We start from the raw sequence: 24,093 nt of genomic DNA, 5'->3' as shown, positions 1-24,093 counted from the left end.
CGCAGGACAGGTGCACCCGATGACGACTCCCGCCCACCCCGCAGCCCCCGCCTGGTCGTCGCTGACCGGCAGGCGCGTCCTCGACCTCTCCCGGCTGCTGCCGGGGCCCTACGCCACGTCCATGCTCGCCGACCTCGGAGCCGACGTCATCAAGGTCGAATCCCCGCACACCGGCGACCCGTTGAGGACCGCCCCCGATCTCTTCGACACGCTCAACCGCAACAAACGGTCGGTCGTCCTCGACCTGCGCGACGAGGAGGGCCGGACCGCCTTCCTGGACCTGGTGCGCACCGCCGACGCCGTCGTGGAGAGCTTCCGCCCCGGCGTCCTCGACGGGATGGGCCTCGGCTTCGCCGCCCTCCACGAGGTCAACCCGCGCCTGGTGCTGTGCTCGCTCAGCGGCTACGGGCAGAACGGCCCGTACGCCGGGAAGCCCGGCCACGAGCTCAACTTCCTCGGCCTGTCCGGCTTCTTCGCCGTCCCCGGGCGGCTCGACGGCGAGATCACCCGCCCCGGCGTCCGGATCGGCGACATGGCCGGAGCCATGCACGCCGCCCTCGCCCTGACCGCCGCCCTCGGCCACGACGCCGTGGGCCAGCACATCGATGTGTCCCTCAGCGAATCCGTCACCGCCTGGTGCTCCCTCTTCGCGCTGCCGCTGCGCGACATCCCCGACCCCCTCGAAGCGGGCCTGGTGCAGGGCGACAACGACACCTTCACCACGGCCGACGGACGCCGCCTCTCCCTCGCCACGTTCGAGGACAAGTTCTGGTACCGCTTCCGCGCCGGACTGTCCGACGAATTCCCGGAGCTGGACACCGCCGCGTACGACCACCGCGCCGACCGCACCGCCGCGAGGCGGGCCGTGAACGACCTGCTGAACGAAGTCTTCCGGGCCCGTGATCACGCCTGGTGGGCGGAGCGTCTGGATGCCCTCGACGCCCCCTGGGCCCCGGTCCTCACCACCCCCGGCGAGCTCCTGGCCGACCCCCACACCACCGCCCGGCAGTTGTTCAGTACCCCCACCGACCCCACCGCCTGCCCGCAGGCCCGCTTCCCGGTGATCTTCGGCGCCGGCCTGGAAACCTTCCGGGCTCCGGCCCCGGCCCTGGGCCGGCACACCGAGGAACTCCTCGCCCCGCTCGCCGCCGGACGACGACCGGCCCGCGCCCGCTCGGCCGGGGGCCACCGGCAGGACGGCTGACGCCCGATCACCGTACGCCGCTGATCCTCCGCAGCATCTCCAGGAACTGCGTCCGCTCGGCCGCCGACAGCAGAGCCAGGAGTTCGTCGTTGGCCCGCTTCCCCGCCGCCGTGCACTCTTCCAGGCGCTGCTCGCCCCCGGCGGTCAGGCTCACCGCGTTCTTGCGGCGGTCGGCCGGGTCGGGGGCGCGCACGACGAGGCCCGCCGCCTGAAGGTCATTGAGGACGCCCACCAGGTCCTTCGGATCGAGTGAGACGGTCCTGCCGAGATCCGCCTGCGCGACCGGACCGAGATCCGCGACGGCCGCGAGGACGACGTGATGCCACATCTTCATGTCGTGCTGCGCGAGCGCGGCCGAGACCAGTCCGCGTCCGCGGGCGGCGGCGCGGCCCAGGAGCCAGCTGGGAAGGTCACGGATCCGGCTGGGTGCCGACGGTTTCTCTGTCATCCCCGGCATCCTAACGAAACACGTTGGGAACACCAACGATTATCCGCTACCGTTGGGAATCCCAATGAATCTCATGGATGTCGGGAGGCAGTCGCGCATGCGGCGCATTCGGTACGAACGCATCGGCGGACCCGAGACGCTGTTCCAGGAAGAGGTGCCCGTACCGGAGCCCGGAGCCGGCGAACTGCTCGTCAGGACCGAGGCGATCGGCGTCACGCTCCCCGTGGTGCGCAAGGTCCGCGAGGCCGCGCGACCCGTTTCGCTCGGCGGTGAACTGGCCGGTGAAGTGGTCTCCGTCGGCGAAGGTGTCGACGAGTACGCGGCGGGCGACCGGGTCACCGGCCTCTGCTTCGGCCACGGCTACGCCGAATACGCCCTGCTGCAGACCGCGATGGCCTCGCGCATCCCGGCGTACGCCACCGCCAGGGACGCCGTCGCGCTGGTCCGCAGCGGTGCGGTGGCGCTGGGCGCACTGGAGGCCGCACGCCCGGAGCGGGGTGAGTCGGTGCTGGTCACCGCGGCGGCGAGCGGGGTCGGCCATCTCGCCGTGCAACTGGCTCGGCGGCGGGGGGCCTCGCGCGTCGTCGCAGCCCCGGATCGGCACGCGGGCCCGGCGTGATCCAGCCGAGAGGCCCTAGGCTGCCCGCATGTCCCCCACGAAGACCTCGTACGTCTGTCTGCCCTGCCGGGCCTCGTACAAGCAGCCCTACGGCGAGGACCGGCGGCGGATCTGCCCGCGGTGTGCGGGCGCGCTGATCCATGTGGGATCGGCCTTCGCCGCGCCCAGGCGGCGGGACGACGAGGCGTGGCGGACGCTCTCCGTGCTGCTGAACGCGGGTGTGCGTTTCCACAGGAGCTGTTGTGGCGGACCGGGCTACCGGCCGCGCACGCTGCGCGAGGTCCGTGAGCGGATGACGTACGCAGCGCGGACCGGCAGGCCGATCGCTGAGGCGCTCGTCCTGCGCGACCTGCCGTGATGCCGGCCGCCCGGGGCCGGCGCTCGCGCTCGTGGCCGATGGGTTCGAGACGTACCGACGCCGGGGCGGGGCCGTACCGGCAGCCGCACGAGAACACCGTCCGGGGGCCCGTGACCCGCCCCGGGCCCCCGGGGCGCCTCATGAGTGCCCGCGGCCGTTCCGGCCGTGCGCCACTCACGAGGCGTCGAACAGGTCGGCGGTCGGGTCAGCGGTAGAGCGTCCACTGCTGGGAATTGCCACCGGTGCACTTGACGAGCGTGACGTGGGCGACGCTTCCCGAGCCCTCGCCGAGGCAGGTCTTGGTCACGTTGTTGATCAGCTCGAAGCCCGCGGCGGTGGCGTACGCCTTCCACAGGGCCGCCGGGTCACCGGACGAACAGGGCTTCATCGTCGCCCGACCGTTGCGGGCCACCAGACAGAGCCTGTCACCCGCGTTCTGCCACATCTCGGAGGGCTGGCCGATGGCGTCGTTCATCAGCCAGGTCTGGTACGCGCCCTCGTTGCAACCTGTCGCGTAGGGCCCGTAGTCGGCCCGGAAGTCCAGGCAGTCGAGCGTGGCCACGTTCTGCAGGTGGTAGTAGACCGGCGACGCGTTCGCCGGTGCGGTACCCAGTCCCCAACTCAGCACGACGGCCGCACCCGCGGCGGCAACCCTCTTCATCAACGTGGTCCCCTCGGCTTGTTCCGGCATGGCAGAGCGCCACCGAGCAGTGAACAGGGGATACCTGAGGGAAGGTGCGTTCATGGTCGATATGCCTGCATGAACGGCTCGCTGCTGCCATCATGCGGCGCGCAGGCCGGGCAGACCCCAGCGCAAGACCGGCGCACACCCGGGCCGGCCGCACCGGCAGCGCGAGCCGCCGCGCGATGTCGTCGATCGGAACGCTGTCGGGGCCGGCCCGGCTGTTGAGCCGGCCGCCGATCGCCTCGTCCACCGGTTCCCGCACGCCGCCCGGTGCGGCTCCCCGGCGGGCGAGGAGCCGGAAGAGCGCCTGACGGCAGTGTCCGTGCCGGCCGCTGTCGTGGCGGGGTCCACTTCGCCCCGGCGCGGAGGACGGGGACGGGCCGGTGAGCACCGCGCCGGCCTGCCACGCCCCTCCGGCCCCGCTCAAGCGGATATCCCCGGACCGACGGCGCGCCCGGCCGCGGCGCTTGTGACCGAGCGCCTCAGTTGGCCACGTTGAGCGCCGTGGTTGGCCTCGGAGTTGCGATCACAACGGGGATACACCGTCCAGACAAGAGGCACGGGTGGCAGGCTCGCTCCATGGCAGATGACGTCGTGGGGAGTCAGGTCGCCGACCTTCGGGCCGAGTGCGAAGCACAAGCCCGGAAGAGATGATCATCGCAGGTCAGCTCGACGAACTTGTTCAGCGGATTGCTGTGGGAGGAGCGCCTGCCGACGCGGAGGCCGACGAATGAGGAGTTTCGTGCGGCGGGTTCGTGCGACTCCCGGAGCAACAGGTGCCGTCGGAGTGGGCCAACTGAAGCACTCGGTGGCCAACTGAGGCGCTCAGTCACACTGACTGTGACCAGCAGCTTCACAACAGACCCCAAACCCCTTTGAGGCAGGTTGTGTTCTCTCCTAGGTTGGCCCGCGTGACGATCGAGGTTCCATACCAGCCGCTTCCGATTCACCAGTCAGACGTTCGCTACGCCCACGGCCCTGACTCTGTTGCACAGCCAGGCGTGGCCTCCGGCGAGACGATCGAGTTCGACTGGAACGACAGCACGATCTACCCCGGCACCTCCCGGAAGTTCTGGGTCCACGTGCCAGCGAGTTACAACCCTGCCGAACCAGCTTCGCTCATGGTGTTCCAGGACGGATGGTGGTACTTGGACCCCGCAGGTGAGGTCCGCGGCGCGATCGTCCTGGACAACCTCATGCACCGGGGTGACATCCCGGTCACCATCGGCGTGTTCGTCAACCCCGGCTTCTTCCCCGACGCCGAAGACCCGAAGAACCGCAACACCGAGTACGACGCATTCGACGATCGGTACGTCAGTTTCCTCCTGAACGAGATCATCCCCGAGGTCAGCAAGCGCTACTCGATCACCGAGGACCCCGGTCGGTGGGGCATCTGCGGCGGCAGCAGCGGCGGCAACTGCGCCTTCACCGCAGCCTGGCTGCGTCCCGACAAGTTCCGCCGGGTCACCGCGTTCCTGTCCAGCTTCACGCAGATGCCGGACGGCAACCCCTACCCCGAACTCATTCCCCGCGTTCCCCGCAAGCCACTGCGCGTCTTCCTGCAAGCGGGCCATCGTGACCTGCACTGGAACGAGCCCGAGTGGAACTGGCTCGCCAACAACCTCCGCGTCGCGGCCGCGCTCGCGGAAGCCGGCTACGACTTCCGCCTGGTCCTGGGCGACGGCGGCCACAGCCCCAACCACGGCGGCGTCCTGCTCCCCGATGCCCTCCGCTGGTTGTGGCGGCCCGATGAGAGCTGAGTGCCGCCAGGCATTGATCAACACCTCTGAGCACCAGGGCGGCCAAGTGAGGCACTCGGTGGCCAACTGAAGCACTCAGTCGCACCGGCCGCGGCGCTACCGTTGATCAAAGGCCGAAAGCTTTGCATAAAAGTGCAGTGATGCGTATAGTCATGCCATCAACGAGGAGGATTTCGATGGTGGTACGTGCGGCAGTGGCAGGGGCGAGCGGATACGCCGGTGGGGAGCTGCTCCGTCTCCTGCTGGTTCACCCCCAGGTCGAGATCGGGGCGCTCACCGCCAACTCCAACGCGGGGCAGAAGCTCGGCGCGCTGCAACCGCACCTGCGGCCGCTCGCCGACCGGGTGCTTCGGCCGACCACCGCCGAGGTCCTCGCCGGGCACGATGTCGTCTTCCTCGCCCTCCCGCACGGACAGTCGGCCGCCGTCGCCGAGCAGCTCGGTGACGAGGTGCTGGTCGTCGACATGGGGGCCGACTTCCGGCTCAAGGACGCCGCGGACTGGGAGAAGTTCTACGGTTCCCCGCACGCGGGCACCTGGCCCTACGGCCTGCCCGAACTGCCGGGCGGACGCGCCGCGCTGGCGGGGTCCAAGCGTATCGCCGTGCCCGGCTGCTACCCGACCGCCGTCTCGCTCGCGCTCTTCCCGGCGTACGCGGCCCAGCTGGCCGAGCCCGAGGCCGTGATCGTCGCCGCGTCCGGCACCTCCGGAGCGGGCAAGGCGGCCAAGCCACATCTGCTCGGCTCCGAGGTGATGGGCAACATGTCCCCGTACGGCGTCGGCGGGGGGCACCGGCACACCCCCGAGATGATCCAGAACCTCAGCGCGGCCGCCGGCGAACCGGTCACCGTCTCCTTCACGCCGACCCTGGCGCCGATGCCCCGCGGCATCCTCGCCACCTGCAGCGCCAAGGCGAAGCCCGGCGTGAGTGCCGAGTCGGTCCGCGACGCGTACGAGAAGGCGTTCGCCGACGAGCCCTTCGTCGAGCTGCTCCCCGAGGGCCAGTGGCCCGCCACGGCGGCCGTCCACGGTTCCAACGCCGTACAGATCCAGGTCGCCCACGACGAGGCGGCCGGCCGGATCATCGTGATCAGCGCCATCGACAACCTCGCCAAGGGCACCGCCGGCGGCGCCCTCCAGAGCATGAACATCGCCCTCGGACTTCCCGAGGACACGGGTCTTTCCACGATCGGAGTCGCACCGTGAGCGTCACGGCAGCACAGGGGTTCTCCGCGGCGGGCATCGCCGCGGGAATCAAGGAGAGCGGTAACCCGGACCTGGCCCTCGTGGTCAACCACGGTCCGCGTCGCGCCGCCGCGGGCGTCTTCACCTCCAACCGCGTCAAGGCGGCCCCCGTCCTCTGGTCGGAGCAGGTGCTCAAGGGCGGCGAGGTCACCGCGGTCGTCCTCAACTCCGGTGGTGCCAACGCCTGTACGGGCCCCAAGGGCTTCCAGGACACCCATGCCACCGCCGAGAAGGCCGCCGAGGTGCTCACCGGCCACAACGCCGGTGAGATCGCGGTCGCGTCGACCGGGCTGATCGGCACCCTGCTCCCGATGGACAAGCTGCTGCCCGGCATCGAGACGGCCGCCGCCGCCCTCAGCGAGCACGGCGGCGAGAAGGCCGCCATCGCGATCAAGACCACCGACACCGTCCACAAGACCGCCGTCGCGGGCGGCGAGGGCTGGACCGTCGGCGGCATGGCCAAGGGCGCGGGCATGCTCGCCCCGGGCCTCGCCACCATGCTGGTCGTCCTCACCACCGACGCCGACGTGGACACCGCCGGACTGGACTCGGCGCTGCGCGCCGCCACCCGCACCACCTTCGACCGGGTCGACTCCGACGGCTGCATGTCGACCAATGACACCGTGCTGCTGCTGGCCTCGGGGGCGAGCGGAATCACCCCCGAGCAGGGCGAGTTCGCCGAGGCCGTACGGACCGTCTGCGCGGACCTGGCCCGCCAGCTCATCGGTGACGCCGAGGGTGCCTCCAAGGACATCCGGATCGAGGTCGTGGGCGCCGCGACCGAGGACGACGCCGTCGAGGTGGGCCGCTCCATCGCCCGCAACAACCTCCTCAAGTGCGCCATCCACGGCGAGGACCCCAACTGGGGCCGGGTGCTCTCCGCGATCGGTACGACGAAGGCCGCCTTCGAGCCCGATCAGCTGAACGTCGCCATCAACGACGTCTGGGTCTGCAAGAACGGCGGCGTCGGCGAGGACCGCGACCTGGTCGACATGCGCTACCGCGAGGTCCAGATCACCGCCGATCTCGCCGCCGGCACCGAGTCCGCCGTCATCTGGGCCAACGACCTCACCGCGGACTACGTCCACGAGAACAGCGCGTACAGCTCATGAGCGCGGCGCGGAAACACACCGCACTCCCGAAGGCACAGATCCTCATCGAGGCCCTGCCCTGGCTGACCCGGCACAACGGCAAGACCGTCGTCATCAAGTTCGGCGGCAACGCCATGATCGACGACGAGCTGAAGGCCGCCTTCGCCCAGGACGTCGTGTTCCTGCGCCAGGCCGGCCTCAAGCCCGTCGTCGTGCACGGCGGCGGCCCGCAGATCAGCGCCCAGCTCGACAAGCAGGGCCTGGTCAGTGAGTTCAAGGCGGGCCTGCGCGTCACCACGCCCGAGGCGATGGACGTCGTACGGATGGTGCTCGCCGGACAGGTCCAGCGCGAGCTCGTCGGCCTGCTCAACCAGCACGGTCCGCTCGCCGTCGGCATGACCGGCGAGGACGCGCACACGATCACCGCCACCCAGCACCGGCCGACCATCGACGGCGAACTCGTCGACATCGGCCGGGTCGGCGAGATCACCGCCATCGACACCGGGGCGATCCAGGCGCTGCTGGACGACGGCCGGATCCCGGTCATCTCCTCCATCGCCCGCTCCGCCGACGACAACCACGTCTACAACGTCAACGCCGACACCGCGGCCGCGGCACTCGCCGCCGCGCTGAACGCCGAGACGCTGATGGTCCTCACCGATGTCGAGGGCCTCTACGAGGACTGGCCCAACAGCGACGACGTGATCAGCCGGCTCACCGCCACCGAGCTGGAGAAGCTGCTGCCCGAGCTGTCCAGCGGCATGGTGCCGAAGATGCAGGGCTGCCTGCACGCCGTGCGCAACGGCGTCGAGACCGCCCGCGTGATCGACGGCCGGGTCCAGCACTCGATCCTGCTGGAGATCTTCACCGACGAAGGAATCGGCACGATGGTCGTGCCCGACGCGCAGGGGGAGTCATGAGCAACCAGGAACTCGCACAGCGCTGGGGCCACGCGCTGATGGACAACTACGGAACCCCGCCGCTGTCCCTGGTCCGCGGCGAGGGCGCCCGGGTGTGGGACGCCGACGGCACCGAGTACGTCGACTTCGTCGGCGGCATCGCGGTGAACGCGCTGGGCCACGCGCACCCCGCGGTCGTCGAGGCCGTCTCCACCCAGATCGCCTCGCTCGGCCACGTCTCCAATCTCTTCATCGCCGAGCCGCCCGTCGCGCTCGCCGAACGGCTGCTCCAGCTCTTCGGCCGCACCGGCCGCGTCTACTTCGCCAACTCCGGCGCCGAGGCCAACGAGGCCGCCTTCAAGATCGGCCGGCTGACCGGGCGTACCCACATGGTCGCCACCGACGGCGGCTTCCACGGCCGGACCATGGGCGCGCTCGCGCTGACCGGCCAGCCCAAGAAGCGCGAACCGTTCCTTCCGCTGCCCGGTGACGTCACGCACGTCCCGTACGGCGACGCGGACGCCCTGCGGGCCGCCGTGACCACCGACACCGCGCTGGTGATCATCGAGCCGATCCAGGGCGAGAACGGTGTGGTCGTACCGCCCGCCGGGTATCTGGAGGCCGCCCGGGAGATCACCCGCGCCACCGGCACCCTGCTGGTGCTCGACGAGGTGCAGACCGGCATCGGCCGCTGCGGCCAGTGGTTCGAGCACCAGGCCCACCAGGGCATCGAGCCCGATGTCGTCACCCTCGCCAAGGGCCTGGGCGGCGGACTGCCGATCGGCGCGACCGTCGCCTTCGGCCCGGCGGCCGAGCTGCTGAAGCCGGGCCAGCACGGCACGACGTTCGGCGGCAACCCGATCGCCTGCGCCGCCGGTCTCGCCGTCCTGGACACCCTGGCCGCCGACGGCGTCCTGGACCGGGTGAAGCGGCTCGGCGAGAAGATCCGGGACGGTGTGGAGGGCCTCGGTCATCCGCTGGTCTCCCACGTCCGGGGCTCCGGACTGCTGCTGGGTATCGTGCTCACCGAGCCGCTCGCACCCCAGGTGCAACAGGCGGCTCAGGGAGCCGGCTTCCTGGTGAACGCGCCCGCCCCCGATGTCCTGCGGCTCATGCCGCCGCTGATCATCGGCGACGCGGAAGTGGACGCGTTGCTCCGGGCACTGCCCGGCGCTCTCGACGCGGCACAAGGGGACGGACGATCCGGAGAATGAGGCGACGACGATGACCGAGGCGCAGGAAACCGAGCACGGCGGGCCGTCCGTGCCGCAGACCCGCACCGCACGCCACCGCCGGATCGTGGACATCCTGAACCGGCAGCCGGTGCGCTCGCAGAGCCAGCTGGCCAAGCTGCTCGCGGACGACGGGCTGAGCGTCACCCAGGCGACGCTCTCCCGCGACCTGGACGAGCTGGGCGCGGTGAAGATCCGCAACACCGGCGGCGAGCTGATCTACGCGGTGCCGAGCGAGGGCGGATTCCGCACCCCGCAGGCCCCGCTGGGCGGGTCCGCGAAGGAGGAGCGGATGCGGCGGCTCTCCGCCGAACTGCTCATCTCGGCGGAGGCGTCGGCCAACCTCGTGGTGCTGCGCACTCCGCCGGGCGCGGCCCAGTTCCTCGCCTCGGCCATCGACCAGGCCGAACTGCACGACATCCTCGGCACCATCGCGGGCGACGACACCCTGATGCTGATCAGCCGCGACCCGGCGGGCGGACAGGCGCTCGCCGACCATCTGCTGCGGCTGGCGCAGAACGAGCGCTGAGCGCACCGTGCCGGGCGGACCGCGTCAGTAGCGGGTGATCGCGGTCGGGCCCGACCCGGTACCGATCGCGATGTGCGGTCGGCGGACCGGGTCCACCCAGCCGAGGATCCGGTCCATCGCGGCCGCCGGTACGGAGACGCAGCCGGCGGTCGCGCCACGCCCGTTGACGTGGAGGAAGATCCCGGCACCACGCCCGCGCACCGGCCGTTCGTAGTTGAAGCCGATGACGAGGGCACGGGCGTACTGCGCCGGGTAGGCGATCAGATGCTCCGCCTCGCCCGCCCGGCAGTCCGCGGGCCGCGGCTCCACCCAGCGGTTGTAGGCCCGCGCCGCGTTGTCCTGGCACCACCACGAGCGGTCGCCGACCCGGCGGTAGGGATGGACGGTGCCGGCCGGTGCGGGCTCTATGCCGAAGGCGTACGGCAGGTCGTACAGACCGGTGGGGGTGGTGTTCGTGCCCTGCTCGCGCGACGCCCCCTCGGTCAGGCCCCTGGCACCGAAGCGGGCGGGGGCGGACCCGGACTTCACCCAGGTGCCCCGGTGCAGGGTCCACCAGGTGACGGTGCCGGTGGTGGAGCCCTCGGCCGGGGCCTCGGCCGTGATCAGCTGGGTGCCGCCGCCGGTGTCGGCCATCCGGTCCGGGAGCGGCGGGGTGGCGGCGGGCCGGGCCGCGACGGAGGCCGCCAGCGCGAGCAGTACCGAGAGGGTCACCAGGGATCTGTGCATGCCCGGACGGTAGGTCCTCCGGCCGGGCGGCACCCGCGGATCTGCTCCGTACGGCTCAATGCCCGTCCGCCCCTCAGCGGTTCGCCGGTTCCCCGTCCGCCGGTCCGCGCACCGCTCCCGGCATGGCCGGCAGCGGGAGCGGCAGCCCCGGGAGCCCGTCGATGCTCGTCGCGATGTGCTCCTTCTTCTCGAAGTAGGCGCCGAGCGAGGCGTCGTCCTCGCGGGCGAAGCGCCGGGCGTGCAGCGGGCGGTCCTCCTCGTACGACATGAACGGCACCGCGAATCCACAGGTGTCCCGGACGAGGTCGGCCCGCACCACGACGACGGCGCGCAGCCCGTGGGAGGCGGGATCCACCCGGGGGAAGTGTTCGAGCAGCCCGGCGAACCGGGGATCGTCCCGGAAGACCGGCTCGCCGCGGCCGTGCACCCGCACGATGTTCGGCGGCCCCTCGAAGGCGCACCACATCAGCGTGATCCGGCCGTTCTCACGGAGATGGGCGACGGTCTCGGCATTGCTGCCCGCGAAGTCCAGATAGGCCACGGTCAGCTCGTCGATCACGGCGAACGAACCGCTGACGCCCTTGGGGGAGAGGTTGACCGTGCCCTCGCCGTCCAGGGGCGCCGTCGCCGTGAAGAAGATGTGCTGCTCTTCGATGAAGGTCCTGATCCGTCCGTCGATGCGTTCATATGTTTTCCCCATGGCTGCCATTGTCGTCGCCGGCTCCGGCGCCGACGAGGTGATTTCACCTGACGGGATGGCCGGGGCGCCCCGGGCGTCCCGGGCGGGGACGGCTGCGCGCCGACCGTACAGCTTTGACAAAACATACGGTGGTCTGCATAGTTATACCCATCACTCGGTCGGCGCGACGGCGCAGCGTGACCTCACCCGATCCCCAGTGGTTACGTCACCGCCTCTCCGGCCCCGCGAGACGGCCGCACACCCATCACCCTGTTCTTCCGAGGAGCACGCAGTGAGCAACGGCAACGGCAACAGCGACGTACGCCTCTGGGGCGCCCGCTTCGCCGACGGTCCGGCCGAGGCACTGGCCAGGCTGTCCGCCTCCGTCCACTTCGACTGGCGGCTCGCGCCGTACGACATCGCCGGTTCCCGCGCCCACGCGCGCGTCCTGAACAAGGCGGGTCTGCTCACCGAGGACGAGCTGGGCCGCATGACCGCCGGTCTCGACCAGCTCGAAGCCGATGTCGCCGACGGCTCCTTCACCGGCACCATCGCCGACGAGGACGTCCACACCGCGCTGGAGCGCGGGCTGCTGGAGCGCCTCGGCCCCGACCTCGGCGGCAAGCTGCGGGCCGGCCGGTCCCGCAACGACCAGATCGCCACGCTCTTCCGGATGTACCTGCGCGACCACGCCCGGATCATCGGCGGTCTGATCGCCGACCTCCAGGGTGCGCTGGTGGGCCTCGCCGAGGCCCACCCGGACGTCGCGATGCCCGGCCGTACGCACCTCCAGCACGCCCAGCCGGTGCTCTTCGCCCACCACGTCCTGGCCCATGTGCAGTCCCTGTCCCGGGACGCCGAGCGGCTGCGCCAGTGGGACGAGCGGACCGCCGTCTCGCCGTACGGCTCCGGTGCCCTCGCCGGTTCGTCCCTCGGCCTCGACCCGGAGGCGGTCGCCGCCGACCTCGGCTTCGAGCACGGCTCCGTAGCCAACTCCATCGACGGAACGGCCTCCCGCGACTTCGTCGCGGAGTTCGCCTTCATCACCGCGATGATCGGCGTGAACCTCTCCCGGATCGCGGAGGAGGTCATCATCTGGAACACGAAGGAGTTCTCCTTCGTCACCCTGCACGACGCCTTCTCCACCGGCTCCTCGATCATGCCGCAGAAGAAGAACCCGGACATCGCCGAGCTGGCCCGCGGCAAGTCCGGCCGGCTGATCGGCAACCTGACCGGCCTGATGGCCACGCTGAAGGCGCTCCCGCTCGCGTACAACCGCGACCTCCAGGAGGACAAGGAGCCGGTCTTCGACTCCTGCGACCAGCTGGAAGTCCTGCTGCCCGCCTTCACCGGAATGATGGCCACCCTCACCGTCAACCGCGAGCGCATGGCGGAGCTGGCCCCGGCCGGCTTCTCGCTCGCCACCGACATCGCCGAGTGGCTGGTCAAGCAGGGTGTGCCGTTCCGGGTCGCCCACGAGGTCGCCGGTGAGTGCGTCAAGGAGTGCGAGCAGCACGGCATCGAGCTCGACGAGCTGACCGACGAGCAGTTCGCCAAGATCTCCGAGCACCTCACCCCCGAGGTCCGCACGGTCCTCGACGTGGCCGGCGCGCTCGCCTCCCGCAGCGGCCGCGGCGGCACGGCCCCTTCGGCCGTGGCCGTCCAGCTCGCCGAGGTGAAGTCCGACCTCGCCACCCAGCAGGCATGGGCCACCGCGAAGAACTGACCCGGGGGCCGGAACCGCGCGGAAGGCGGGGAGCGCACGTACGCTCCCCGCCTTCCGGTTTCCGCGGGCTGGGTTACGTTGACGTGGAGCGCACCGACCGAGGAGGAGCTCCACGATGCCTTTCGCCCGGCTGGCCACAGCGACGACTCCGACCGCCCACATCGGGCTCGGCCTGGCGGCGGTCGGCAGGCCCGGTTACATCAATCTCCACCGCGACCGCGATCTGCCCGACGACCGCAGCGTCGAGGCGATGCGCGCCCGCACCCATGAACTGCTCGACGCCGCCTACGCCCAGGGCGTCCGCTACTTCGACGCGGCCCGCTCCTACGGCCGCTCCGAGGAGTTCCTGGCCGACTGGCTGACGGCCCACCCCGAGGCGGACGACGTCGTCATCGGCAGCAAATGGGGCTACAGCTACACGGCCGCCTGGAGCGTCGAGGCCGAGGCGCACGAGGTCAAGGACCACAGCCTTGCCACGTTCCTGCGCCAGCGGGCCGAGACCGACGCGCTGCTCGGCGACCGCCTCGACCTCTACCAGATCCACTCGGTCACCGCCGACAGCCCGGCCCTCACGGACAAGGAGCTGCACGAACGGCTGGCCGCGCTCGCCGCCGAAGGGGTCAGCGTCGGCCTCTCCACCAGCGGGCCCGCCCAGGCCGACGCGATCCGGGCCGCCCTGACCGTCACCGTGGACGGCGAGCCGCTCTTCCGTACCGTGCAGGCCACCTACAACGCCCTGGAGACCTCGGCCGGGACGGCGCTCGCCGAGGCACATGCCGCCGGACTCACCGTGATCGTCAAGGAGGCCATGGCCAACGGGCGGCTCGCCGGGACGGAGGCCCCCGCCGTGGTCCAGGAGATCGCCGCCGACGCCGGGCTCGGCAGCGACGCGGTCGCCCTGGCCCTGGTGCTGCACCAGCCCTGGGCCGGGGTGGTGCTCTCCGGCGCGGCCACCGTCGGCCAGCTCGCCGGAAACCTGCACGCGGCCGTCGTCGGTCTCGACGAGGAGCGGCGGGCCCGGCTCGACGCGCTGGTGGAGGAGCCCGAGGCCTACTGGCGGCACCGCGCCGGACTGCGCTGGAGCTGACCGGGGAGCGGCGCGGGCAGTCCGTCACATCGTCGGGGTTCCGTACGTCAGTGCTGTGACGGAACACGACGGAGGTATGTGGCTGTGGACGGACACGAGTTCCTGGCGGAGCGCTTCGAGGAGAACCGGAGCAGGCTGAAGGCCGTGGCCCACCGGATGCTCGGCTCGACGAGCGAGGCGGAGGACGCCGTCCAGGAGGCCTGGATCCGGCTCGGCCGTTGCGACGACCGGGCTATCGAGAATCTGGGCGGCTGGCTGACGACGGTCGTCGGACGGGTGTGCCTGGACATGCTCCGTTCGCGCCGCTCCCGCCGCGAGGAGCCGCTCGGCACCGGCGCACCCGAGGAGACCGCCCCGGTCCCGGAGCTCGGCGGCCGGCCGGAGGCCGACCCCGAGCAGCAGGCGCTGATGGCCGACTCGGTCGGTCTGGCGATGCTCGTCGTGCTCGAAACGCTCGACCCCGCCGAACGGCTCGCCTTCGTGCTGCACGACATGTTCGCCGTGCCGTTCGACGAGATCGCGGGTGTCGTGGACCGTACTCCGGCGGCGGCGCGGCAGCTGGCCAGCCGGGCGCGGCGCCGGGTCCAGGGCGCGGACCCGGTTCCGGACCCGGATCTCGCCCGCAAGCGCGAGGTCGTCAACGCCTTTCTGGCCGCCGCCCGGGACGGTGAATTCGAGGCCCTCCTGACCGTGCTCGATCCGGACGTGGTGGTGCGGTCCGACATCGGCGCCGGCGGTGCCGGTGCCCCGGGCCTGGTACGGGGTGCGGTGGCCGTGGCGCGTCAGGCGATGATGTTCGCACCGTTCGCACGGTCGTCCCGGCGGGCCCTGGTCGACGGGGAACCGGCCGTCATCGCGACGGGCGAGGGCCACCGCTTCTCGGTCATGATCTTCACAGTGGCCCGGGACAGGATCGTCGAGATGTCCGTGATCCGCGACCCGTCCCATCTCCCCGGCCTCGACCTGGTGGTCGTCGACGACTGACGGGGCGAACGGGCGGCTGTGACGACCGACGGGCCGAAAGAGCCGCTGCAACGACGGGCGGTGCGAACGAGCCGTTGAGACTCTACTGTCTCATGTGGTCTACAATTGTCTCATGAGTCTCGACCGTGAGCAGGTACTTCGCAGCGCCGCCGCTCTGCTGACCCGCAAATCGACCGCCACCATGGACGAGGTCGCCAAAGCCGCAGGCATCGGACGCGCCACCCTGCACCGGCACTTCGCCGGACGGGACGCCCTGGTCAGAGCGTTGGAGAGCCTGGGCATCCAGGAGTTCGAAGCGGCTCTGGACGCCGCCGCCCTCGACGAGGGCGGCGCGCCGGAGGCGCTGCGCCGACTGGTCGCGGCCGTCGAGCCGAGCGCCGGGCTGCTCTCCTTCCTCGTCACCGAGAACCAGCTCTTCGAGGGCGAAGAGGTGAACGAGGGCTGGAGCCGCCTCGACGCCCGGGTCTCCGCCCTGTTCAGACGGGGCCAGGAACGCGGCGAGTTCCGCATCGACCTCACCCCCGCCTGGCTGACCGAGGCCTTCTACGGGCTCGTCTCCGGCGGTGCCTGGGCCGTCCAGGACGGCCGGGTCGCGAGCCAGGACTTCCAGTACATGATCGTCGAGTTGCTGCTCGGCGGTGCACGCCGGAGCGTGGAGCAATGAGCCGCATCGAACAGCGCGTGGAATCCCCGGAGGAACTGCACCGTCCCGGGCGGTGGATCGCCCTGTCCGTGCTCGTCCTCGCGGTGCTGCTCGTGGCGATCGACGCCACCGTCCTCGGCCTGGCGACCCCGTTCCTCACCGAGGACCTCGAACCGACCGGCACTCAGCTCCTGTGGATCGGCGACGTCTACTCCTTCGTCATCGCCGGACTCCTGGTCTCGATGGGCAGCCTCGGCGACCGCATCGGCCGCAAGAAGCTGCTGCTGTGCGGCGCGACGGCGTTCGGCGCGGTCTCCGTGCTCAACGCCTACGCGCACACCCCCGAGATGATGATCCTGGCGCGGGCGCTGCTCGGTGTCGCGGGCGCCACCCTGATGCCGTCCACCCTCGCCCTGATCCGCAACCTCTTCCACGACCCGCGCGAACGCAGCCTCGCCATCGGTATCTGGGGAGCGATGGCCTCCGCCGGAGCGGCCGTCGGCCCCGTGGTCGGCGGACTGCTGCTGGAGCACTTCTGGTGGGGCTCGGTCTTCCTGATCAACCTGCCGGTCATGGCGGTCCTCGTGGTCGTCGGCGCGAAGATGATCCCCGAGTCCAGGAACCCGGCCCCCGGGCCCTGGGACCTGGCCAGCGTCGCGCTCTCCTTCGTCGGCATGATCGGCGTCGTGTACGCCATCAAGGAACTCGCGGCACACGGCCCGGGCTGGGAGAACATCGCCGCGGGCATCGGCGGTCTGCTCGCACTCTGCTGGTTCGTACGCAGACAGCTCACGCTTCCGGCGCCCCTGCTGGACATGAGGCTCTTCCACCACCGGGGCTTCTCCGGCGCCGTCCTCGCCGACCTGCTGACCATCCTCGGCCTGTCCGGACTGGTCTTCTTCCTTTCCCAGTTCCTCCAACTGGTCCAGGGGCGCGGGCCGCTGGAGGCGGGTCTCGCCGAACTGCCCGCGGCGGTCGGCGCGGTCGTCGCCGGTCTGATCGCGGGCCGGGCGGCCCGCCGCTTCTCGGTGCGCTCGGTGGTGGCCGGCGGCCTCGCGGCGATCGGACTGGCGCTCGCCGCGGTCACCCTGATCCACAAGGAGACCGCGTACCCGCTGCTCGGCGCGGTACTGCTGGTCGTCGGCGTGGGCGCGGGCTTCGCCTTCACCGTCACCTCCGACGTGATTCTCTCCAGCGTCCCGAAGGAGCAGGCAGGCTCCGCCGGTGCGGTCTCCGAGACGGCGTACGAACTCGGCGCGGCCCTCGGTATCGCCTTGCTCGGCTCCATCGTCACCGGCGTCTACCAGAAGTTCGACACCCCCCACGGCGTCCCGCCGGGCCCCGCGGCCGCGGCCCACGAATCGCTGGGCGGCGCCGTCGAGGCCGCCCACGGTCTGCCGGCCCCGCAGGGGAAGGCGCTGGTCTCCGCGGCGCAGGAGTCGTTCGTCGAGGGACTGGGGTTCGCCGCGGGCGTCGGCGCGGCGGTCCTGCTGGCGACGGCCGTCGCCGCCTGGTTCCTGCTGCGCGGCCAGAAACTGGAGGACGGCATCGTGCACCAGTAGCCTGCCCGGCCTGGAAGGGGCGACGACGGCAGGGGGAAGGGCCCGTACCCACGATCCTCCGGGTACGGGCCCTTCCGCGTTGTCCTGGCGTGCCGCTCCGCGTCTCCGCGTCGACTCAGGCGGCCTTGGCCTTGGTGGCGTACATGTCGACGTACTCCTGACCGGACAGTCGCATCACCTCGGCCATCACCGAGTCGGTGACCGCCCGCAGCACATAGCGGTCGCGGTCCATGCCCTCGTACCGGGAGAACTCCATCGGCTCACCGAACCGGACCGTCACCTTGCCGGGACGCGGCAGTCCGGCCCCGCCGGGCTGCAGCTTGTCCGTGCCGATCATCGCGAACGGCACCACCGGCGCGCCGGTCATCAGCGTCAGCCGGGCGATGCCCGTACGGCCCCGGTACAGACGGCCGTCGGGGGAGCGGGTGCCCTCGGGGTAGATGGCGAACGCCTTGCCCTCCTCCAGCACCCGACGGCCCGTCATCAGCGCCGCGACACCGCCGCGCCCGCCGTCCCGGTCCACCGGGATCATGCCGCAGCCGGTGAAGAACCAGGCCATCGCCCGGCCCTTGATCCCCTTGCCCGTCACGTACTCGTCCTTGCCGATGTAGAACACCGGCCGGTCGCAGCAGATGGGCATGATCATCGAGTCGATGAACGTCAGATGGTTGCCCGCGAGGATCACCGGACCGTCCCCGGGGATGTTCTCCACACCCTCGACCTGGGGGCGGAACATGAGGCGCAAGATCGGTCCGAGCACTGCCTTGATGAGTGCGTGTCGGGACAACGGTTCCTCCGGTGTAGTGGCCGGGCCGGCCGAGGTGCGGGATCGTGACGGTCCATGCAGGTGAGGACGATACTCGCGGGTGCGCGCGGATCGCACATCGGGTTCACGGAGCGGATACGTGGCGTTGACGTGAGTTTGCGCCATGTTCGCGCAGGAGCCGCCTCCATGACGGTACTGCTGCCTACGCTCGGGCCTCGCCCGACAGGTGCCAGACATCACACGCGAGGAGCATTCATGACTGAGCGCGCGCAGGCCGGCCCCGGCCGCAGGACCATGCTGGGAGCCGGAGCCGCCGTACTGGGCACCGCCGCCCTCGGACTGGCGGGCGGCCCGGCCGACGCCGCGGGCAACACCGCCGGGAAGGACTCCGGACGGCACGGCGGCCACGGCTTCCGCCTCGACCTGCCGGTGCCCACCGTCATCGGACACCGTGGCACCAGCGGCTACCGGCCCGAGCACACCCTCGGCTCCTACCAGCTGGCCCTCGACATGGGCGCGCACATCGTCGAGCAGGACCTGGTGCCGACCCGGGACGGCCATCTCGTATGCCGTCACGAGAACGACATCACCGCCACCACCGATGTCGCCGACCACCCCGAGTTCGCGAGCCGCAGGACCACCAAGAAGGTCGACGGCGTCTCCCTCACCGGCTGGTTCACCGAGGACTTCACCCTCGCCGAGCTGAAGACACTGCGGGCCAAGGAGCGCATCCCCGGCACCCGCCAGAAGAACACCCTCTACGACGGCCGCTGGGAGATCCCCACCTTCGAGGAGGTGCTCCGCTGGGCCGACCGGGAGGGCCGCAGGCGCGGCAAGCCCGTCTGGCTCTACGTCGAGACCAAGCACCCCACCTACTTCCGCGGCCTCGGCCTCGGTCTGGAGGAGCCGCTCGCCAAGCTGCTGCGCCGGTACAACCGGCACCGCGAGCAGTCGCCGCTCATCCTCCAGTCCTTCGAGCCCGGCAGCATCCAGCGGCTGTCCCGGCTTGTCGCCACCCCGCGCGTCGTACTGCTCTCCGGCGCGGGCGAGCGCCCCTGGGACTTCGTCACTTCCGGCGACCCGCGCACGGTCGCGGACCTGGTGAAGCCCGCGGGACTGAAGTGGATGGCCTCCTTCGCCCAGGGCATCGGCCCCACCCTGGACCTGGTCATCCCCAAGGACTCCGCGGGGCGGCTCACCGAGCCGACCACCCTGGTGAGGGACGCGCACGCGCAGGGCCTGGTCCTGCACCCCTACACCATGCGCAACGAGAACAGCTTCCTGCCCGCCGACTTCCGGCGCGGCACCGACCCCAACGCCTACGGTGACGCGTTCGGCGCGTTCCAGGCGTACTTCGCGACGGGCATCGACGGAATCTTCTCCGACAACCCGGACACCGCCCTGCTCGCCGCGGCGGACCACAACGCGAAGTGACACCCGCGTCAGCACCCGGCCGGGGCGTGCCCCGGTCGGGTGGTGCTCGCCGGGTACGGCAACCGGCCGCCGCCACGGGCGCGTCGGCCGGGGCATGACCCTTCTCGATCTTGCTCCCGCCGCCCCCGCCGCCCCCGTGACCTTCGTACGTGCCCTGCACCCGCTGGTGAGCGCCGAGGCCAGGGCCGAGGCGGCCGCCTCGGCGACGGGGGCGGCGGTCGAACCGGCCGACCTCGAACAGGCCGTCTGGCTGCGGCTGCTGGAGCGGCTCGCGGGTCAGGGGCCACCGGTGGACCCGGCCCGTTGGGTGCGGGACACGGTTCGGGCGGAGGCCCGCCGGGCCCGCCGCACCGCCCGGCACGAACGCCCCTACCGCGACGAGACCGCCGCGGATCCGGCCGGCTGCCCCGAGCGGCTCGCCCTCGGCGCCGACGAACGGCGGGCGCTGCGCGCGGCGGTGGACCGGCTGCCCGGCAGGTGCGCCCGGCTGATGGCGGCGATGCTCGCCCCCGGCGATCCCACCTACCGGGAAATCGCAGGGAAGTTGGGTATGTCACAGGGGAGTTTGGGCCCGATCCGTTCCCGTTGCCTTGGATGTCTGCGCAGAATGCTCGCGGCGGAGGTTGCTGCTCCTGAACTGCGGGGAAAGGAGCGTTAGACAACCGGTGGATCAGGTGGGCGGAGGCATGCGCGGATGGGCATGAGCGTGATCATCTCGGCGGCGACGGCACGGGACGCCGAACAGATCTTGAAACTCCAGTACCTCTGCTTCCAGAGCGAGGCGGAGCTGTACGGGAACTACCGGATCGACCCGCTCGTCCAGACCCTCGACTCGTTGCACGCCGAGATCGCCACGAACCTGGTGTTCGTGGCGCGGCTGGGCGACGAGGTCGTCGGCTCGGTCCGGGGGGCCGTCGGCGAGGACGGCGCGGGGGAGATCGGCAGGCTCTGCGTCCACCCCCGGCTCCAGGGGCACGGTCTCGGTGCCCGGCTGCTGCGGGCGGCGGAGGCGGGACTCACCGACGAGCGGTCGGCCACCTTGTTCCGGCTGCACACCGGCCATCGCAGCGAGAGCAATCTGCGGCTCTACCGACGCGCGGGTTACGCGCCCGTCGGCAACGAGACCGGCCGGGACGGCGTCCTGATGATCCTGCTGGAGAAGGACGCCACGAAACCGGCGTACGTCGCCAGCGCGTAGGAGCCGCACGGGCCGGCCCGCGGGAGCTACGCGGTCCTGGCCCGGCGCAGCCACATCATCCCGGTGACCGGAAGGATCACCGGGATGAACAGGTATCCCATGCCGAAGTCGGACCAGACGGTGGCGTCCGCGAACGCCGAGGGCTCCGCCATCGTCCAGGTCCCGACGACCAGCACACCCAGCAGTTCCGCGGCGCAGCACACCAGCGCGGACCTGCGCGCCTTCTCACCCCCGCGCACCAGCGAGTACGTGATGAACCCGTACACCAGCGCGGCGACGGCCGACAGCACATAGGCGAGCGGTGCCCTGCCGAAGTCCAGGATCATCTGGACGATCGAGCGGGAGGCGGCCGCGACGGTGAACACCCCGTAGAACCAGACCAGGACCCGGCCGGGGCCGGTGCCGAGGTCGAAGGGCTGCTTCTCGCCGGTGGCCGCCGCGGTGGTGCGATCGGTGTCGGTCACGGTCAGTTTCCCCAGATGTCGTAGAGCCGCACTTCGAGGACGGCCAGCACGACCGCGCCCGCCGCCACCGTCACCGAACCCCACCGGGTCCGCTCGGTCAGCGACAGGAAACCCGCCGCGGGCACCGCGAGGAAGGCCCCGATCAGATACGCGATGAAGATCGTCATGCCCTGCTCGGGCCGTTCGCCCCGGGACAGCTGCACGATGCCCACCACCAGCTGCGCCAGCGCCAGCAGCGAGACCACGGCCATCCCGATGAAGTGCCAGTCCTTGGTCGGCTGGTCCCGGTACGCGGCGAATCCGCACCAGGCGGCGAGGGCGAGCGCGGTCGCGGCGACCGCGATCGTCAGGGCGACAAGCATGGAGTGAGGGTATTACGGACCAAACGGCCCCCTGCGTGCGCCCCCCGCCGCCGCTCCGGGCGGGTCGCGGACCGGGCCGGCGAGCGGGACGTGGTCCGTGGCCTTTGCCACAGCCACGCACCGTTCCGGGCCGGTCGCGGAACCCGTCGCCGATGACCTCTCCGCGCGCTATCCGCCGTATCGGCGCAGGTCACAGCCGGTCGGCCGGGAATCGCGGAAACCGGCCGGGCCGTCTCACGACACCATCCACGACTGTCCGCTATTCGGACAGCGGGGTCGGGAGGAACGTTACGTCTGTTTTACTTGGCCCATGACCACGACGAGCAACCGCATCCTTGCGACCGAGGCGATCACGACGCCCGGTGCTCGTTGTATGTGTCGAATGCGCACCTTCTGAGGGCCCCCGCCCGATCCTCGCGCCCCGAAGCGAGACCGAGCCCGAGCCGTCCGCATCCAGCGGAACGAGCCTGCCCCGCCACCGCTGCCGGCCACCCGCGCCCCGAGCCGTGCCGAGACCCCAGCTTGGAACGTCCGATCGAAACGTCCAAACAGGCTCATCAGACGAATGCCCCGTGCCCGGCGGCCACCGCGCCGCGCACTCGACAGTGACGGAAACCCCTGTGATCACCACTTCGGGCCTCACGAAGGTCTACCAGTCGCGCGGCCGTGAGGTCACCGCCCTGGACGGCGTCGACCTGCACGTCCGCGAGGGTGAGGTGTACGGCGTCATCGGACAGAGCGGCGCCGGCAAGTCCTCCCTGATCCGCTGCGTCAACCTCCTGGAACGTCCCACCTCCGGCACCGTGACCGTGGCGGGCCAGGACCTCACCGCACTCGCCGGGCGCGGCCACCGGGCCGGCAAGGAACTGCGCGAGGCGCGCAGCCGCATCGGCATGGTCTTCCAGCACTTCAACCTGCTGGCCTCCCGCACCGTCCAGGCCAACGTCGAACTCCCGCTGGAGATCCTCGGCGTCCCCGGCCGGGACCGCTCCCGCAAGGCCCTCGAACTCCTCGGCCTGGTCGGCCTCGCCGACAAGGCCAAGGCCTACCCCGGCCAGCTCTCCGGAGGCCAGAAGCAGCGCGTCGGCATCGCCCGCGCCCTCGCCGGGGACCCGAAGGTGCTGCTCTCCGACGAGGCCACCTCGGCCCTCGACCCCGAGACCACCCGCTCCATCCTCCAGCTGCTGCGTGACCTCAACCAGCAGCTCGGTCTGACCGTCCTGCTCATCACGCACGAGATGGACGTCGTCAAGACGGTCTGCGACTCCGCCGCGCTGATGCAGAAGGGCCGCATCGTCGAGTCCGGCACCGTCGGTGAACTGCTCGCCACCCCCGGCTCCGAACTGGCCCACGAGCTGTTCCCCGTCGGCGGCGCCGCGTCCGGCCCCGACAGCACGGTCGTCGACGTCACCTTCCACGGCGACGCGGCCGGCCGACCGGTGATCTCCCAGCTCTCCCGCACGTACAACATCGACATCTCGATCCTGGGCGCCGCGATGGACACCGTCGGCGGCAAGCAGATCGGCCGGATGCGCATCGAGCTGCCCGGCCGCTTCGAGGAGAACGTCGTCCCGATCGGCTTCCTGCGCGAGCAGGGCCTCCAGGCGGAGGTCGTGGAGAACGACGGCCCCGCCATCCCCGTACAGACCCCCGCCCCGCTCACCGAGGAGGTGGCGAAGTGACCTGGTCCGAAATGCAGCCGCTGCTCACCCAGGGGACCATCGACACCCTCTACATGGTGCTCTGGTCCACGGCCGTCACCGTTCTCGTGGGGCTGCCGCTCGGCGTCCTGCTCGTCCTCACCGACAAGGGCGGACTGCTGCAGAACACCCCGGTGAACAAGGTCATCGGCGTGATCGTGAACATCGGCCGCTCGCTGCCGTTCATCATCCTGCTGATCGCCCTGATCCCCTTCACCACCTGGGTCGTCGGCACCTTCATCGGCCCGTCCGCGATGATCGTGCCGCTCTCCGTCGGCGCCGTCCCGTTCTTCGCCCGGCTCGTCGAGACCGCCGTCCGCGAGGTCGACCACGGGCTCGTCGAAGCCGTCCAGTCGATGGGCGGATCCATCCCGACGATCGTCCGCAAGGTGCTCCTGCCGCAGTCGCTGCCCTCGCTCGTCTCCGGAGTCACCACCACCGTCATCGTGCTCATCGGCTACTCCGCGATGGCCGGCGCGGTCGGCGGCGAGGGGCTCGGCTCCAAGGCCGTCACCTACGGATTCCAGCGTTTCGACAACCGGTTCATGCTCATCACCGTCGCGCTGCTGATCGTCATCGTGACCGTGATCCAGCTGATCGGCGACGGCGCCGTACGGCTGCTGGCCCGCCGCGGCCGCACCACCACCTGAGACCTCCACTCCGCTCACAAGCCCGAACTCCTTGTCCGGGCGC

25 protein-coding genes and 1 pseudogene are annotated in these 24,093 nt (G+C 71.0%); 19 read left to right on the top strand and 7 right to left on the bottom strand.

Annotated features, from left to right (window positions below):
• Positions 1-19: 19 nt before the first annotated feature.
• The gene (locus ACGF8B_RS16365; RefSeq protein WP_392738795.1) at positions 20-1,204 is read left to right on the top strand and encodes a CaiB/BaiF CoA transferase family protein; all 1,185 of its coding nucleotides are present in this window, start codon (positions 20-22) and stop codon (positions 1,202-1,204) included.
• A 7-nt stretch (positions 1,205-1,211) separates the two neighbouring features.
• On the opposite strand, the gene ACGF8B_RS16360 is transcribed toward ACGF8B_RS16365, so the two are convergent.
• The gene (locus ACGF8B_RS16360) at positions 1,212-1,661 is read right to left on the bottom strand and encodes a MarR family winged helix-turn-helix transcriptional regulator (protein WP_392738792.1); all 450 of its coding nucleotides are present in this window, start codon (positions 1,659-1,661) and stop codon (positions 1,212-1,214) included.
• Between the two features lie 88 nt (positions 1,662-1,749).
• Between ACGF8B_RS16360 and ACGF8B_RS16355 the strand changes: the two are divergent.
• Positions 1,750-2,244: pseudogene (locus ACGF8B_RS16355) on the top strand (zinc-binding alcohol dehydrogenase family protein); the annotation flags it as partial.
• Between the two features lie 55 nt (positions 2,245-2,299).
• On the top strand, positions 2,300-2,629 hold the full coding sequence (locus ACGF8B_RS16350; RefSeq protein ID WP_392738789.1) for a deoxyxylulose-5-phosphate synthase: 330 nt from the start codon (positions 2,300-2,302) through the stop codon (positions 2,627-2,629).
• Between the two features lie 205 nt (positions 2,630-2,834).
• Here ACGF8B_RS16350 and ACGF8B_RS16345 read toward each other — a convergent pair whose 3' ends face one another.
• On the bottom strand, positions 2,835-3,290 hold the full coding sequence (locus ACGF8B_RS16345) for a ricin-type beta-trefoil lectin domain protein (protein WP_392738785.1): 456 nt from the start codon (positions 3,288-3,290) through the stop codon (positions 2,835-2,837).
• A gap of 1,025 nt (positions 3,291-4,315) precedes the next feature.
• On the opposite strand from ACGF8B_RS16345, the gene ACGF8B_RS16340 reads away from it, so the two are divergent.
• The 6 genes from ACGF8B_RS16340 to ACGF8B_RS16315 all read left to right on the top strand — a co-directional run bounded on the left by ACGF8B_RS16340 (position 4,316) and on the right by ACGF8B_RS16315 (position 10,069).
• Positions 4,316-5,074 carry an alpha/beta hydrolase gene (locus ACGF8B_RS16340; protein ID WP_392738782.1) on the top strand — a complete coding sequence of 253 codons (759 nt, stop codon included), beginning with the start codon at positions 4,316-4,318 and terminating at the stop codon, positions 5,072-5,074.
• A gap of 176 nt (positions 5,075-5,250) precedes the next feature.
• Positions 5,251-6,279: an N-acetyl-gamma-glutamyl-phosphate reductase gene (gene argC / locus ACGF8B_RS16335; protein WP_392738779.1), complete on the top strand. Its 1,029-nt coding sequence runs from the start codon at positions 5,251-5,253 to the stop codon at positions 6,277-6,279.
• Positions 6,276-7,430, top strand: coding sequence for a bifunctional glutamate N-acetyltransferase/amino-acid acetyltransferase ArgJ (gene argJ, locus ACGF8B_RS16330; RefSeq protein ID WP_392738776.1), 1,155 nt, complete (start codon positions 6,276-6,278; stop codon positions 7,428-7,430). Before argC ends, argJ begins: the two co-directional genes overlap by 4 nt.
• A complete protein-coding gene (gene argB / locus ACGF8B_RS16325) occupies positions 7,427-8,329 on the top strand; it encodes an acetylglutamate kinase (RefSeq protein WP_124718779.1) in 903 nt (300 codons plus the stop codon). Before argJ ends, argB begins: the two co-directional genes overlap by 4 nt.
• Positions 8,326-9,522: an acetylornithine transaminase gene (locus tag ACGF8B_RS16320; RefSeq protein WP_392738774.1), complete on the top strand. Its 1,197-nt coding sequence runs from the start codon at positions 8,326-8,328 to the stop codon at positions 9,520-9,522. The genes argB and ACGF8B_RS16320 overlap by 4 nt, the downstream gene beginning before the upstream one ends.
• A gap of 10 nt (positions 9,523-9,532) precedes the next feature.
• Positions 9,533-10,069: an arginine repressor gene (locus ACGF8B_RS16315; protein WP_093541137.1), complete on the top strand. Its 537-nt coding sequence runs from the start codon at positions 9,533-9,535 to the stop codon at positions 10,067-10,069.
• A gap of 24 nt (positions 10,070-10,093) precedes the next feature.
• Here the strand turns inward: ACGF8B_RS16315 and ACGF8B_RS16310 are convergent, their stop codons facing one another.
• Both ACGF8B_RS16310 and ACGF8B_RS16305 read right to left on the bottom strand, forming a co-directional pair.
• Positions 10,094-10,795: a L,D-transpeptidase gene (locus ACGF8B_RS16310; protein WP_392738770.1), complete on the bottom strand. Its 702-nt coding sequence runs from the start codon at positions 10,793-10,795 to the stop codon at positions 10,094-10,096.
• A gap of 73 nt (positions 10,796-10,868) precedes the next feature.
• Complete coding sequence (locus ACGF8B_RS16305; protein ID WP_392738767.1) at positions 10,869-11,495, bottom strand: pyridoxamine 5'-phosphate oxidase family protein; 627 nt, start codon at positions 11,493-11,495, stop codon at positions 10,869-10,871.
• Positions 11,496-11,766: 271 nt separating this feature from the next.
• Here ACGF8B_RS16305 and argH point away from each other — a divergent pair, with 271 nt between their 5' ends.
• The 5 genes from argH to ACGF8B_RS16280 all read left to right on the top strand — a co-directional run bounded on the left by argH (position 11,767) and on the right by ACGF8B_RS16280 (position 17,476).
• Positions 11,767-13,200 (top strand): argininosuccinate lyase, encoded by a 1,434-nt coding sequence (argH, locus tag ACGF8B_RS16300; RefSeq protein WP_392738764.1) that lies wholly within the window; start codon positions 11,767-11,769, stop codon positions 13,198-13,200.
• Positions 13,201-13,315: 115 nt separating this feature from the next.
• Positions 13,316-14,287 (top strand): aldo/keto reductase, encoded by a 972-nt coding sequence (locus ACGF8B_RS16295; protein WP_392738761.1) that lies wholly within the window; start codon positions 13,316-13,318, stop codon positions 14,285-14,287.
• An 84-nt stretch (positions 14,288-14,371) separates the two neighbouring features.
• The gene (locus ACGF8B_RS16290; protein WP_392738758.1) at positions 14,372-15,271 is read left to right on the top strand and encodes a sigma-70 family RNA polymerase sigma factor; all 900 of its coding nucleotides are present in this window, start codon (positions 14,372-14,374) and stop codon (positions 15,269-15,271) included.
• 112 nt (positions 15,272-15,383) lie between these two features.
• Positions 15,384-15,935: a helix-turn-helix domain-containing protein gene (locus ACGF8B_RS16285; protein ID WP_342279797.1), complete on the top strand. Its 552-nt coding sequence runs from the start codon at positions 15,384-15,386 to the stop codon at positions 15,933-15,935.
• Positions 15,932-17,476, top strand: coding sequence for an MFS transporter (locus ACGF8B_RS16280; RefSeq protein ID WP_392738754.1), 1,545 nt, complete (start codon positions 15,932-15,934; stop codon positions 17,474-17,476). Before ACGF8B_RS16285 ends, ACGF8B_RS16280 begins: the two co-directional genes overlap by 4 nt.
• 115 nt (positions 17,477-17,591) lie before the next feature.
• Here ACGF8B_RS16280 and ACGF8B_RS16275 read toward each other — a convergent pair whose 3' ends face one another.
• Positions 17,592-18,263: a lysophospholipid acyltransferase family protein gene (locus ACGF8B_RS16275; protein ID WP_385326612.1), complete on the bottom strand. Its 672-nt coding sequence runs from the start codon at positions 18,261-18,263 to the stop codon at positions 17,592-17,594.
• A gap of 234 nt (positions 18,264-18,497) precedes the next feature.
• Here ACGF8B_RS16275 and ACGF8B_RS16270 point away from each other — a divergent pair, with 234 nt between their 5' ends.
• The 3 genes from ACGF8B_RS16270 to ACGF8B_RS16260 all read left to right on the top strand — a co-directional run bounded on the left by ACGF8B_RS16270 (position 18,498) and on the right by ACGF8B_RS16260 (position 20,874).
• Positions 18,498-19,676: a glycerophosphodiester phosphodiesterase gene (locus ACGF8B_RS16270; RefSeq protein ID WP_392738749.1), complete on the top strand. Its 1,179-nt coding sequence runs from the start codon at positions 18,498-18,500 to the stop codon at positions 19,674-19,676.
• A 94-nt stretch (positions 19,677-19,770) separates the two neighbouring features.
• Complete coding sequence (locus ACGF8B_RS16265; RefSeq protein ID WP_392738745.1) at positions 19,771-20,334, top strand: sigma-70 family RNA polymerase sigma factor; 564 nt, start codon at positions 19,771-19,773, stop codon at positions 20,332-20,334.
• A gap of 36 nt (positions 20,335-20,370) precedes the next feature.
• Positions 20,371-20,874 (top strand): GNAT family N-acetyltransferase, encoded by a 504-nt coding sequence (locus ACGF8B_RS16260; RefSeq protein WP_329593606.1) that lies wholly within the window; start codon positions 20,371-20,373, stop codon positions 20,872-20,874.
• A gap of 26 nt (positions 20,875-20,900) precedes the next feature.
• Here ACGF8B_RS16260 and ACGF8B_RS16255 read toward each other — a convergent pair whose 3' ends face one another.
• Positions 20,901-21,338, bottom strand: coding sequence for a hypothetical protein (locus ACGF8B_RS16255; RefSeq protein WP_392738742.1), 438 nt, complete (start codon positions 21,336-21,338; stop codon positions 20,901-20,903).
• A gap of 2 nt (positions 21,339-21,340) precedes the next feature.
• Positions 21,341-21,700, bottom strand: a complete 360-nt coding sequence (locus ACGF8B_RS16250; protein WP_392738740.1) for a hypothetical protein — start codon at positions 21,698-21,700, stop codon at positions 21,341-21,343.
• 620 nt (positions 21,701-22,320) lie between these two features.
• Here ACGF8B_RS16250 and ACGF8B_RS16245 point away from each other — a divergent pair.
• Both ACGF8B_RS16245 and ACGF8B_RS16240 read left to right on the top strand, forming a co-directional pair.
• Positions 22,321-23,382 carry a methionine ABC transporter ATP-binding protein gene (locus ACGF8B_RS16245; protein ID WP_392738737.1) on the top strand — a complete coding sequence of 354 codons (1,062 nt, stop codon included), beginning with the start codon at positions 22,321-22,323 and terminating at the stop codon, positions 23,380-23,382.
• Positions 23,379-24,050, top strand: coding sequence for a methionine ABC transporter permease (locus ACGF8B_RS16240; RefSeq protein WP_392738734.1), 672 nt, complete (start codon positions 23,379-23,381; stop codon positions 24,048-24,050). Before ACGF8B_RS16245 ends, ACGF8B_RS16240 begins: the two co-directional genes overlap by 4 nt.
• The last annotated feature ends 43 nt before the right edge of the window (positions 24,051-24,093 follow it).

The organism is Streptomyces sp. NPDC047917, assembly GCF_043204345.1.
Lineage (GTDB): Bacteria > Actinomycetota > Actinomycetes > Streptomycetales > Streptomycetaceae > Streptomyces > Streptomyces sanglieri.
This window is presented reverse-complemented; position numbering and strand designations above follow the sequence as displayed.

Coding starts and splice junctions, on each gene's coding strand:
- ACGF8B_RS16365 (WP_392738795.1), top strand. CDS start 20: ATGACGACTCCCGCCCACCCCGCAGCCCCCGCCTGGTCGTCGCTGACC.
- ACGF8B_RS16360 (WP_392738792.1), bottom strand. CDS start 1,661: ATGCCGGGGATGACAGAGAAACCGTCGGCACCCAGCCGGATCCGTGAC.
- ACGF8B_RS16350 (WP_392738789.1), top strand. CDS start 2,300: ATGTCCCCCACGAAGACCTCGTACGTCTGTCTGCCCTGCCGGGCCTCG.
- ACGF8B_RS16345 (WP_392738785.1), bottom strand. CDS start 3,290: ATGAAGAGGGTTGCCGCCGCGGGTGCGGCCGTCGTGCTGAGTTGGGGA.
- argC (WP_392738779.1), top strand. CDS start 5,251: ATGGTGGTACGTGCGGCAGTGGCAGGGGCGAGCGGATACGCCGGTGGG.
- argB (WP_124718779.1), top strand. CDS start 7,427: ATGAGCGCGGCGCGGAAACACACCGCACTCCCGAAGGCACAGATCCTC.
- ACGF8B_RS16320 (WP_392738774.1), top strand. CDS start 8,326: ATGAGCAACCAGGAACTCGCACAGCGCTGGGGCCACGCGCTGATGGAC.
- ACGF8B_RS16315 (WP_093541137.1), top strand. CDS start 9,533: ATGACCGAGGCGCAGGAAACCGAGCACGGCGGGCCGTCCGTGCCGCAG.
- ACGF8B_RS16310 (WP_392738770.1), bottom strand. CDS start 10,795: ATGCACAGATCCCTGGTGACCCTCTCGGTACTGCTCGCGCTGGCGGCC.
- ACGF8B_RS16305 (WP_392738767.1), bottom strand. CDS start 11,495: ATGGGGAAAACATATGAACGCATCGACGGACGGATCAGGACCTTCATC.
- ACGF8B_RS16295 (WP_392738761.1), top strand. CDS start 13,316: ATGCCTTTCGCCCGGCTGGCCACAGCGACGACTCCGACCGCCCACATC.
- ACGF8B_RS16285 (WP_342279797.1), top strand. CDS start 15,384: ATGAGTCTCGACCGTGAGCAGGTACTTCGCAGCGCCGCCGCTCTGCTG.
- ACGF8B_RS16280 (WP_392738754.1), top strand. CDS start 15,932: ATGAGCCGCATCGAACAGCGCGTGGAATCCCCGGAGGAACTGCACCGT.
- ACGF8B_RS16270 (WP_392738749.1), top strand. CDS start 18,498: ATGACTGAGCGCGCGCAGGCCGGCCCCGGCCGCAGGACCATGCTGGGA.
- ACGF8B_RS16265 (WP_392738745.1), top strand. CDS start 19,771: ATGACCCTTCTCGATCTTGCTCCCGCCGCCCCCGCCGCCCCCGTGACC.
- ACGF8B_RS16260 (WP_329593606.1), top strand. CDS start 20,371: ATGGGCATGAGCGTGATCATCTCGGCGGCGACGGCACGGGACGCCGAA.
- ACGF8B_RS16250 (WP_392738740.1), bottom strand. CDS start 21,700: ATGCTTGTCGCCCTGACGATCGCGGTCGCCGCGACCGCGCTCGCCCTC.